Origin of the sequence: Nocardiopsis exhalans (assembly GCF_024134545.1) — a bacterium.
GTDB classification, from domain to species: domain Bacteria; phylum Actinomycetota; class Actinomycetes; order Streptosporangiales; family Streptosporangiaceae; genus Nocardiopsis; species Nocardiopsis exhalans.
This window is the reverse complement of record NZ_CP099837.1, coordinates 4963197-4973561: the sequence shown is the minus strand read 5'-3', so window position 1 is coordinate 4973561 and position 10365 is coordinate 4963197. Positions and strand designations below refer to the sequence as shown.

The window sequence follows — 10365 nt, the reverse complement described above, 5'->3', positions numbered from 1 at the left end:
GCACGGTTACGAGCAGGAGGTGGAGCAGGCGCTCTCGCACGTGGACCCGCAGTTGTCACCGGTCAGGTTGAGCAGGCTGTCCAGGCGAGGTCCGCTCTCGACGACCTCGACGTCCAGGTCGAACCCGTCGGCCTCAAGCTGGTCGTTCTTCATGGTTGTTTTCCTTTCGGGTGAAGGGACACGACCCCAGGGGGTGGGGTGTGTTCAGGGCCAGGCCAGGACCGTGCGCGTGTGCGGCTTGTCCAAGACCCGGACCCGGTCGGTGGGCAGGTCAGCCTCGGGTGTCCCGCTGGGCCAGACCTCGATGCGGGCCATGGAACCCTCGTGCTGGTCCCAGGCCCGCAGAACGTCGATGTAGTCCTGGGCGGCGCGCTCACCGTGGGGCCCGAAGGCGAACACCCCGATCTCGAACCGGTCCTCGCCCAGCGCGCGCTTGGCGCGCACCGCCACGCTTCCCTCGTCGGCGAGCACCACCGGCACGGGCTGGCGGGCCAGCGGCCCAGCGGGCCCGTGTTCAAGGACGTCTTCGGCCACGTGCAGCATCGCGTACCGGTCGGCGTGGCCCGCGATCCACAGGTGCAGCCGGTCGGGACGGGTGAACTCGATCCCCGGCCAGAACTCCTTACGGGGCCCGTGCAGGGCCTTGCGCAGCGCGTCCACATCCACGGGCTCTTCGGCGCTGTACAGGACGATCTCCTCCCCCTGCACGGCGATCCCGCGCTCTTCGTGCGCTCCGGCGCCCTGCATGGGAACGAACACCGTCAGGTGGTGGTCGGGGCGGCTGACCAGGTGGCCTTCGACGCGGTCGAGCCCCACCGTGCGGTTCACCCCGCGCAGACGCATCGGGGTGACCAGACGGCCGGTCTCGGTGAGCTGCGCGAGCCAAGCTGGGGGCAGGTCCCAGGCCCGGACGGTGACGATGACGCGGTCATAGGGCGCGAACTCCGCCACACCGTATTCGGCGTCACCGGTCACCACCCGCACGTCCGGGTAACCGGCCTCGTCCAGATAACGGCGTGCCCGATCGGTGACCTCGGCGTCGATGTCGATGGTGGTCACCTCACCGGCGGAACCGACCAGCTCGGCGATGAGCGCGGCGTTGTATCCGCCCGAGCCGATCTCCAGCACCCGCATACCGGGTTCGAGGCCGGCCTGGTCGAGCATCATGGCCTGCACCCGCACCGCGGACATCGAACTGGTGACCAACCCGTCCTCGGCTCGCCTGATGGGCGGCGCGTAGTCGGTCGCATAGGCCTGCTCCAGCGAGACCTCGGGCACGAACACGTGCCGGGGCACCGTCCGGAGCACGGCCGCGACCCGCTCGGAGATCTCCGGCATTCCCCACTCCTTCTGCAACTGGAGCAGGGTGTCGACCATGTTCTGCCGGGCCTGGGCGGGGCTCATCGGTGTGGCGGGCATGGATGTCCTTCACGATCGTGTTCATCGCCGCCGGGCAGGCCCCGGGGCTGTGGTCGGGTGTTTCGATGGCCGAGGTGAGACGCAGTCGTGGCGGCTCTTTACGGGCACAGGACGGCTCGGCCGCCCCCAGCCCTTCGGTGTAAGGCCGCCTGGCGCAGTATCGTCGAAATTCCCTCACCAGACCATGCGAGATCGCATATGCGAAAACGGGCTCATGCGCAGTGTTCGATTCTCCTAATCTCACCTGAGGAAACGGAGAGTTGGTCTGCTGGGTGAATGAAGTTGGCGCGGCAGAAAAATCACATATTCCTCGTTTATTGCATGATGGGTGACGAACGCGATGATGTGTGTGCATTGCGCACGAGAGCGCAGAGACGGAACCTCAGGGTGTGCGTGCATCCCTCCCGGGTTCTGGGACCGGCCAGGGGTGGCCCACGCTCTCCACGATCGTGATGCCCGCACCGTGGTGCTGTTGCTGCACCGCGCCACCGGTCTCACCCACGAGGCCCTGGCCGCCTTGTGCGGTCTCACCCAGAGCACCATCACCCGGGCCCTGGCCGGACAGGGCCTGACCCGCCCCGATGTCATCACCCGGGTACTCACCGCACTGGGGGCACCCCCCACGACCAGCTCCCCTGCCGCAGGGCCGCGGCCCCGCCCCACAAGCACGCGTTGGGAACAGCGCCTGGGACAGGACGCCACCACCACCCTCGAACAGGTGCGCGCTCTGGTGAGCGACGCAGCCCCAGAACAGGCTGTGGATCTGCTGGAAGCGGACGTGCACCGACTGTGCAGCACCTACGTCCACACCCCGCTCACCGAGCTCTACCCACACATCATCGAACGCTGCCGCGCAGCCCTGCACCTGGCTTCGACCCTCACCCACCCCGAGCAGTCCCGCCGCGCCCACATCGCCGCCACCCGGCTGGTGGGCCTGCAAACCCACGCCAGCATGGACGCCGGCGCCTACACCCACGCCACCATCCAGGCCACAGCAGCACAGGCTCTGGCCGACCGGGTCACCGACCCCGGCCTGCAAGCGTGGGTCTGCGCCCTGCACAGCCTCATCGCGTACTGGGACAGCCGCCCCGACGACGCCTTACGAGCCGCCGAAGCCGGGCTCGCCCACAGCGCCACCGACAGCAACCTCACCCGCCTGCACGCCCTACGCGCCCGTGCCGCAGCCGCGCTCGGCGACGGGCGAACCACCCGCGAGGCCATCGCCGCCGCCGAAGACCACAACGGGCAGATGGTCCTGCCAGGCGTCCTGGGCTTCCCCCAGGCCAAAACACACACCTACGCAGGCACAGCCCTGCTCGCCCTGAACACACCGGCCGAACGCCGGCTCGCCATCGCACACACCGAACGCGCCATCACCCTCTACACCGGCCCCACCTGCTCCACCGGGGACCTGCTGGCCGCCCGCCTGGATCTGGCCACCGCTCACCTGCGCAACCACGACCCCGACGGGGCACTGGAACAGATCGACATCATCTGCGCGAGCCCACCCGAACAGCGCACCGCGAGCATCACCCAGCGCGCCCGCCGACTCATCCCCCTGACCCACAGCCTCCACACGCCACCCGTACGCGAAATCCGCGACCGCCTGGCCGCCTTCACCCCCACCCCCACCCCTGCCGGCCACAGCCCTAACGCGGGTCGATGAGGATGGAACCCATGCAAGACCGCCCCCGCACCTCCACCGACCGCACCCTGCTCACCGGCCACGCCTACCGCGACGACCGCCCCCTCGCCGCCCGTCAACGTCTCTACGACCACCAAACACCCCAGTACGACCTGCCCGGCATGGTTCTGGAACAGGCAGGGCACCGAACAGGGGTGTGGGCGGACGTGGGCTGTGGCAACGGCCGCTACCTACAACGCATCCGCGCCGAGCGGCCCGGTGTGCGAACGATTGGCCTGGACCTGTCCGCGTCCATGCTCACCGACCTGCCCGGCCCCGTGGTGTGCGCCGACGCCGCCCGTCTCCCCTTGCGGTCGCAGAGCGTCCAGGTGGTGCTGGCGATGCACATGCTCTACCACGTGAATTCCCCCGACCAGGCGCTCGCGGAGGCGGCCCGTGTCCTGGACCCCGACGGGATCCTGATCGCTTCCACCAACTCCCGGTACGACAAGGCTGAATTGGACGAGTGGTGGGCACAGGCGGCCGCGGACGTGCTCGGAACCGACACAGGGCCAAAGCGGATGAAACTCTCCGAGCATTTCCCAGCAGAGGGAGCAGCTGAAGCAGTGGGCGCCCACTTCGCCAAGGTCGACGTCATCACCCTGAACGGAGTGATCGAGGTCAACACCCCCGACCCGATCCTGAACCACTACGCCTCCTACCGGGCCTGGTCTGATGGGTCAGGTGTGCCGTTCGAGGCCACCCTGGAACGGGTCGTGGCCGTACTGGGCGCACACCTGGAAGAGGGACCCTTGCGGATCACCACACACCAAGCACTGATCATTGGGCATCGTTCCACGGCGAATGGATCGCAGCCCGCCATGATTGAGGGTTACCAGCCTCCGCTGTCACCGCCGTAGGCCGACCACAGCTCCCCGGCAGCAGAGCGGCAGGCCCGCGCCGCTCTGCTCTTCTCGGCGTCAGTACTGGTGTGCTGTTCCAGGTAGGTGAACAGCTCCTGGAGACGAGCGGCGAGGGTGACCATGGCCGCCGCGATCTCCTCCACATCCTCATCCGAAGCCACAGCCAGCTCAGCCCGGCAACGAGCGACAAGGGCACTGATGTCGCTGACGTGCGTGCCCTGGCCGTGTTCTTGAACCAAGGCGGACCCCAACAGCGGGTCCAGTACCCGGCGGGCCAGCGTGCAGCACTGGTCGGCTACAGCGAAGGCCTCGCGGGCCGGGACAGCTTCCTCGTCCAACAAGACGCTGACCAGACCGGCCAAAGCAAAGCCGCGCCTTCCCCTGGCCATCGCCACTAGCACCTCATGGTCGGTGCTGTCGGCGACGTCGTCGGCGATCTGGGCCAGGTAGGGGGCGAGCTTCTCAACGGATCCCATGGCCGTCCCTCCACAACTCAAGCGATCTCGTTCACGGTCTCATCAAGCGCTGAACACCCGCGTGCGAACAGGCGGCGCCCTGTCGGGGCTGTTCAGTCCGTCACTGCGGCGGCCTGGACATGGACAGGGCACTGCCACCGTTGTTCGGCGATCTTGGCGGCCCTTGCGAGTTGCTCCCGTGCGGGTTCCCCCCAGTTGAGCAGGCGCTCAGCCTCAATCAGAGAACACCGGTGCCGGACGTACACACGGCCGTTGTCCGGGTCGGGGGCACGCTCACCAGCTTCAACCAAACGTGCAACCATCCGCAGCTGGGCGCGCAGCGGCGGCCCACCGGCCTCGGCCACACTCTGATAGCCCAGGTAGACGGGATCTTCGAAGCGGACTTGGACTTCCTCCCACACCTCACGCACCAGCGTGGCGACAGGGTCCTGATCGATCTCGGGCTCGGGCGTCCCGCCCGGCAGGTTCCACACGCCCTGGTCCTGGAAGATCACCACCCGCCCCTGGTCGTCAACGATGTACCCGTACACCTGGGTGACTGGCAGGCTCGCCGGGGGATGCTGGTCGCCGTACCACGCGTAGGTGAGGTCCGTCTGCTCTGTCATTACTCCTCATCTGCGGTCGGGGGCGGTGGGAGCCCATCAGGTGCACAGCAGGTGGCGGGCGTGGGCTCGGGCATAAGGGGCCAGCCTGGCGTGCAGGTCATCGCGTGGAGCAGCCTGGATGATCTCAGCGCAGATGATCAGTTCGGCCAAGCGGCCGTCCTCGGTGTCCAGGACGTCGGCGAAGGCGGCGCGAACCCTGGCTGCCGTGTCCGGAACGGGTAGGGCGTAGGCGTGCAGAACAGCGGCGTCGTACCCGGCCGGGGCGGCTCCCCATCCTTCCCAGTCCATAAGGACCAGCGGGTTGTGGGTGAGGTTGGCCCAGTGCAGATCCGCATGGGCCGTGGCCCAGGTCCGCACAGTCAGGTCCACTCCAGCTTCAACGACCTCGGGTAGGTAGGTGGGGATGCGTTCGATGTAGCCCGGGGTGTGGCTGCGTCGCTGCTGTGGCGCCTTCACATGGTGCAGTGCTCGGAGCGTCCTACGCAGGGCTGTCCACCAGGTGGAGTCGACGGTGAGCGGCCCGCGCAGGTCCGGCGTCGAGGACACGGGGGCAGCGTCCACGCGGGAGAACACGAGTGCCTGGAACACCGGCCCGGTGCCCCAAGTGTGTGCGGCCAGCAACCGCGGCCGGGGTATGCGCGCGGGCAGGATCTCCTCGGCCAGACGGTTGCCCTCCCACAGCCGACCAGCCGGCTTGGGCGCGGACTCCACGCGCAGCCACGCCACGTGGCCCTCAGGGCGGGTGACGGGTCCACTCACGGTCCGACCGCCCACCCCGTGGTGCAGCTCGCCCGGCGAGGGAACAGTCAGATCCAAAGCAGCGGCCGCGTCTTGCCACGCCGACACCAGGGCGGAGTCCGAAGAGACGTCTGGCGTCATGTTTCCGGGTCTGCTTCCCAGTCCAGCCGGGGTGTGTCCAGGGGTTGGTCCCACCGGGCGACGAGGTAGGTGTGGCGGGTGGGGATCACTTCGTCCCCGGGTGGCAGGTCGGGGCTGGCGAGCAGGCGCGGCCCAGGGCCGCCCCGGTGGTCGGTGTCCCAGCGGCGGACACGTTCGACGAGTGAGTCAACCAGTGTCGTGGCGTTGGGGCCGTGGCCGCGCACGAGGTATTCCCACTGGTCGGGGTCGGTGGAGACGCGGGGCAGCACCAGGTAGGCAAGGGAGGTGCCGTTCCACAGCGCCGGGGTGCGCTGGCCGGGCATCGGGGCGTGGCCGAGAGCGTCGGCGTCCCCGGTGAGGGTTCCGAATCCTGGCATGTCGGTCGCCAGCCACATCTGCAGCGTGGCGAAGAATTCTCGTGGGCCCATCCGCACACCGGTCCACTCCTCGTGTGCTGGCTGGATGAACACCTGTGCAAGTTTGTCCTGGTCGGGGAGTGGGTCGGCGTCAGTGGTGAACGTGACGCCCTCGGCTACCGGCACCTGGCGTTGTACGTGCTCGCCCTGGCCCTGCATGCGCACGAACCCGGCAACATCGCCTCCCTCACCCACCAGGAGCCTCTCACTGCTGCGGGTGAAGACGTAGATCCGTTCGAATCCCCGTACGGAGAAGGGCACGACGAGGCGCCCTCCCTGGACGAGCTGGTCGGTCCACGCGGGGGGCAGGTCATCGGCGCCCGCGGTGACGATGATCCGATCGAAGGGGGCACCGTCGGGGAAGCCGTGCTCGGCGTCGGCGACCGCCAGCCTCACCCGGTCGGTGTAGCCGGCCGCGGCGAGGCAGTCGCGGGCGCGGTCGATGACGGCCGGGTCGATGTCGATGGAGGTGACCGCACCATCAGGACCGACGAGCTCTGCGATGAGGGCGGCGTTGTAGCCGCCGGAACCGACTTCGAGCACACGCATGCCGGGGCCGATGTCAGCGTGCTCCAGCATGAGGGCCTGCACCCAGGTGCCCGACACTGAGCTGGTGGTTTCGCCGTCGGGGCCGAAGCGGGTGCGCAGGACCGCGTTCATGTCGTAGACCTCATCGGCTGCGAACTCGGAAGCGAACTCGTGTCGTGGGACGGCACGTACCGCCTGGGCCACTTGGTCGGTGCGCAGCGCGTTGATCGCCCACATGCGGGTGATCATGCGTTCACGCAGTTCGTGGATCTGGTCGGCGTCGTGAGCCGGAGTGGGGGTGGTGTCAGCGGTCGTCACCCCGGCAGGCTAGCCGGACAGAGCCCGGCGTGTGGGGATTTCCAGAGCACCGGTCCGCAGGGATGGAGGGATCTATCTGATCCGACCTACGAGCGGGTGCGGTGTCGGTTAGGGTCACGCCCATGAGTTCGACGGGCAGCGCCGATCCCAGCCGATGCAATCCACCGCCTTCACCATCGCCGCGGTTGGTCATCTTGCGGGGTAACTCCGCCTCGGGCAAGTCGAGCGTGGCCCAGGCACTGCGGGAAGCGTACGGCCGTGGGCTCGCGATCATCGGCCAAGACAACGTGCGTCGCACTGTGCTGCGTGAGCGCGACGTGCCCGGAGGCGCCAACATCGGCCTCATCGACCTGATGGCCCGCTACGCACTGGACCACGGATTCCACGTGGTCGTCGTGGAGGGGATCCTGTACGCCGACCGCTATGGGGACATGCTCACAGCGCTCATGCGCGATCACAAGGGCCTCTCGCGCGCCTACTACTTCGACATCCCCTTCGACGTCACGTTGGAGCGCCACGCGACGAAGTCCATCGCAGATGAGGTCGGTGAGACCGAGTTGCGGGATTGGTGGCGTCCCCGCGATCTGCTCCCCGGAGGGGTGGAGGAGATCGTCGACGAGCACAGCACGGTCGAGGACACCGTGGCCCGCATATTCGAGGATTGTGCTTTGACGCCTGGAGTCAGGGAAGGTGCCTGCGGTCTCAGAGGAGTGGGCGATTCCCAGAGGCAAGCGAGAAAGGCCAGCTCGGCGACCGGGAAAGCTGAGGTGTCAAAGTGATGGCGTTGGGGACGGGGCCTACTGGCAATGGTCGCGCTCGATGCCTACACGGCCTGGGAGGCGCTCGACCCGTACCTGAGTGCCGCACACCATCAGCGCCTCACGAACGTCCTGACAGCAGCAGCAGGGATCAGCACCGGTGAACTGCCCCCACCACCCACCACTGCGCATTCACCACAGCCGTGGATCAGGCCGCATTCACCCTGCGCAGGATCCTCGAATACCCCTCCACCTCACCCGTATCAACACCACTGACCCGGTGAACAGAAAGAGCCTGTTCCTCACGACGGTGCTTGGTAGGCCCCACGACAGTACGAGGGAGAGCGCGTGGGCGGGTTGACGCAGGATCCGGGCTTCCTTGGAACTGTGTGGGTGGTCCTGGACTTCGAGGCGACTACCCCGGCAGGCCACCCGCCTCAGCCCATCGAAGTGGCCGCTTTGGCGCTGCACTACGCTGCCGGGCGCTGGAGGGAGGTCGGCCGCAGCACTTCCCTCATTCGCCCGCCCGCCTTCGCCCCGGTGACGGCCGCCACCACGGCCCTGAACGGCCTGACCCCCCAACAGCTCGCGACGGCGCCGCCCCCCGACCAAGCGCTGGCGGTACTGGACCAGCGCTTCACCACAGGCGCCCGGTATCTGCTGGTGGCCCATCACGCCGCCACCGAAGCCAACCTCATCTACCACCAGCGCGAGCACTGCCCGACCCTGGCCCACATCAATCTGATCGACACCATCCCGCTCGCCAAGCACCTCGTTCCTGGCCTGGACAACTACAGGCTCGACACGCTGCTGGCCCACTTCGCGATTCCCCGCCCCGCGGACCGCCACCGGGCCTACGCCGACGTCGAGGTCACCGCCCAGGTGTTTATGCGGCTCATCGACGCCGCCGACCGCGACGGAGCCCTCGAAGACCTCGCTGGGCTGGTCACGATCGCCGGACGCACCGCCAAAGCCAACCGGCCCACACAGCAAGAACTCTTCGAACTGTGACCCCCGCGGCACGATCGGCCGCCTGAGCCCCGGGCGGGTGAACCCAAGACCAGCGTGAAGCTCCTTCGGGGACTACGCTGAGGCCACCCTCGCCGACCTTGAAAAGGACGCCCCCATGGATCGCGATGTACATCGCGTCGAACAGAACCTGCTTGGTCTGCTGCGGCGTGAATCTGCCAGGCGAGACACGCGTCCGGGTTTTCGTACATGTGGGCAGGAAACAGCCCCAGCCTGGGTGTTCGCTGAACGGGCACTACTGCTGGAAGCCATCAACGCTGAGCGGGCCCGGCGTGCCCTGCCCGCTGTCACACTCCAGGACGTGCGAGACGTCGAGATGACGGCCCTCGGACACAGCGACTACGCACGGAAACTGTCGTGGCGATGCGCCGAACTCGCGCTCGGACAGGCCCAGCCCTAGGCGGCTGGTCTCACCGCCCGAGAACACCGCAGGTCAAGGTATGGGCCAGGGACAAGCGGTTGCGGCGTATGGCTATTCAGCCCAGTGTTCGGCCCACCTTTGAGCGGCGTCGGCCAAGGCCGTCCGCCACTCCTGACCCCCTGGCGACGTCTGAAAGTTGACCCCCTTCCCCTCTGATTTGCCTGTTAACGGGCGCTCTCACTCGACGCAGGAGCGCGCCCCATGTCCCGGTCCTTGAGCCGGTAGCTGTCGCCCTTGAGCGCGATCACCTCCGCGTGATGCACCAACCGGTCGATCATCGCCGCGGCCACCGTGTCGTCCCCGAACACCTCACCCCACCGCCCGAACGGCTTGTTCGAGGTCACGATCAACGACGCCCGCTCATACCGGTTCGAGACCAGCTGGAAGAACAGGTTCGCCGCCTCAGGCTCGAAGGGGATGTAACCCACCTCGTCGATGATCAACAACGGGAACCGCGCCAACCGCGCCAGCTCAGCTTCCAACCGGCCCGCCTGGTGGGCATCGGCCAACCGGTTCACCCACTGCGAAGCCGTAGCGAACGCCACCCGGTGCCCGGCCTGGCAGGCCCGAATCCCCACCCCGATCGACAGATGCGTCTTCCCGGTGCCCGGCGGCCCCAAGAACACCACGTTCTCCTTGCCCGCGATGAAATCGAGCGTGCCCAGATGCGCGATGGTCTCGCGTTTGAGCGAGCGCTGATGGTCGTAGTCGAAGTCCTCCAGACTCTTGAGCGCCGGGAAGCGGGCCTGCTTGATGCGGGCCGCCCCGCCGTGGTCCTGGCGGGCGGCGACCTCGCGCTGCAAGCACGCGGCCAGGAACTCCTCATGGGTCCAGGACTCAGCCCGAGCCCGCTCGGCCAGCCGATCCACCGCCGCGAGCATGGAAGGGGCCTTGAGCGCCCGGGACAGATAGGCGAGCTGGGCGGCGGTGTCCTGGCCCGTGCCGGAAGCGCTGTTCGCACCCCTCATC

12 protein-coding genes are annotated in these 10365 nt (G+C 67.8%); 5 read left to right on the top strand and 7 right to left on the bottom strand.

Annotation, left to right across the window (positions count from 1 at the left end; genetic code table 11):
• Window positions 1-6: 6 nt before the first annotated feature.
• Complete coding sequence (locus tag NE857_RS22000; protein ID WP_254417482.1) at window positions 7-153, bottom strand: FxLD family lanthipeptide; 147 nt, start codon at window positions 151-153, stop codon at window positions 7-9.
• 51 nt (window positions 154-204) lie between these two features.
• On the bottom strand, window positions 205-1419 hold the full coding sequence (fxlM, locus tag NE857_RS21995) for a methyltransferase, FxLD system (RefSeq protein ID WP_254417481.1): 1215 nt from the start codon (window positions 1417-1419) through the stop codon (window positions 205-207).
• A gap of 427 nt (window positions 1420-1846) precedes the next feature.
• On the opposite strand from fxlM (NE857_RS21995), the gene NE857_RS21990 reads away from it, so the two are divergent.
• Both NE857_RS21990 and NE857_RS21985 read left to right on the top strand, forming a co-directional pair.
• On the top strand, window positions 1847-3085 hold the full coding sequence (locus NE857_RS21990) for a helix-turn-helix domain-containing protein (protein WP_254417480.1): 1239 nt from the start codon (window positions 1847-1849) through the stop codon (window positions 3083-3085).
• Between the two features lie 11 nt (window positions 3086-3096).
• Window positions 3097-3963 (top strand): class I SAM-dependent methyltransferase, encoded by an 867-nt coding sequence (locus tag NE857_RS21985; RefSeq protein ID WP_254417479.1) that lies wholly within the window; start codon window positions 3097-3099, stop codon window positions 3961-3963.
• Here the strand turns inward: NE857_RS21985 and NE857_RS21980 are convergent.
• From NE857_RS21980 to fxlM (NE857_RS21965), 4 genes are all read right to left on the bottom strand, one after another.
• Window positions 3936-4442, bottom strand: coding sequence for a hypothetical protein (locus tag NE857_RS21980; RefSeq protein WP_254417478.1), 507 nt, complete (start codon window positions 4440-4442; stop codon window positions 3936-3938). The genes NE857_RS21985 and NE857_RS21980 overlap by 28 nt on opposite strands.
• Window positions 4443-4534: 92 nt before the next feature.
• On the bottom strand, window positions 4535-5047 hold the full coding sequence (locus NE857_RS21975; RefSeq protein WP_254417477.1) for an NUDIX hydrolase: 513 nt from the start codon (window positions 5045-5047) through the stop codon (window positions 4535-4537).
• Window positions 5048-5083: 36 nt separating this feature from the next.
• Entirely contained in the window at window positions 5084-5926 is an 843-nt protein-coding gene (locus tag NE857_RS21970; protein ID WP_254417476.1) for a phosphotransferase, read from the bottom strand.
• Entirely contained in the window at window positions 5923-7188 is a 1266-nt protein-coding gene (gene fxlM, locus NE857_RS21965) for a methyltransferase, FxLD system (RefSeq protein WP_254417475.1), read from the bottom strand. The genes NE857_RS21970 and fxlM (NE857_RS21965) overlap by 4 nt, the downstream gene beginning before the upstream one ends.
• A gap of 185 nt (window positions 7189-7373) precedes the next feature.
• On the opposite strand from fxlM (NE857_RS21965), the gene NE857_RS21960 reads away from it, so the two are divergent.
• The 3 genes from NE857_RS21960 (at window position 7374) to NE857_RS21950 (ending at window position 9375) form a co-directional block, all read left to right on the top strand.
• Complete coding sequence (locus tag NE857_RS21960) at window positions 7374-7967, top strand: AAA family ATPase (protein WP_254417474.1); 594 nt, start codon at window positions 7374-7376, stop codon at window positions 7965-7967.
• Between the two features lie 372 nt (window positions 7968-8339).
• The gene (locus tag NE857_RS21955) at window positions 8340-8957 is read left to right on the top strand and encodes a 3'-5' exonuclease (protein WP_254417473.1); all 618 of its coding nucleotides are present in this window, start codon (window positions 8340-8342) and stop codon (window positions 8955-8957) included.
• 235 nt (window positions 8958-9192) lie between these two features.
• A complete protein-coding gene (locus NE857_RS21950) occupies window positions 9193-9375 on the top strand; it encodes a hypothetical protein (protein WP_254417472.1) in 183 nt (60 codons plus the stop codon).
• A gap of 185 nt (window positions 9376-9560) precedes the next feature.
• Here the strand turns inward: NE857_RS21950 and istB are convergent, their stop codons facing one another.
• Window positions 9561-10364: an IS21-like element helper ATPase IstB gene (gene istB / locus NE857_RS21945; protein ID WP_254417471.1), complete on the bottom strand. Its 804-nt coding sequence runs from the start codon at window positions 10362-10364 to the stop codon at window positions 9561-9563.
• Window position 10365 lies beyond the last annotated feature (1 nt).

Excerpts from the sequence above, each read along its gene's own strand:
- NE857_RS21970 (WP_254417476.1), bottom strand. The coding sequence starts at position 5,926 with ATGACGCCAGACGTCTCTTCGGACTCCGCCCTGGTGTCGGCGTGGCAA.
- NE857_RS22000 (WP_254417482.1), bottom strand. The coding sequence starts at position 153 with ATGAAGAACGACCAGCTTGAGGCCGACGGGTTCGACCTGGACGTCGAG.
- NE857_RS21985 (WP_254417479.1), top strand. The coding sequence starts at position 3,097 with ATGCAAGACCGCCCCCGCACCTCCACCGACCGCACCCTGCTCACCGGC.
- NE857_RS21975 (WP_254417477.1), bottom strand. The coding sequence starts at position 5,047 with ATGACAGAGCAGACGGACCTCACCTACGCGTGGTACGGCGACCAGCAT.
- fxlM (WP_254417481.1), bottom strand. The coding sequence starts at position 1,419 with ATGCCCGCCACACCGATGAGCCCCGCCCAGGCCCGGCAGAACATGGTC.
- istB (WP_254417471.1), bottom strand. The coding sequence starts at position 10,364 with ATGAGGGGTGCGAACAGCGCTTCCGGCACGGGCCAGGACACCGCCGCC.
- NE857_RS21980 (WP_254417478.1), bottom strand. The coding sequence starts at position 4,442 with ATGGGATCCGTTGAGAAGCTCGCCCCCTACCTGGCCCAGATCGCCGAC.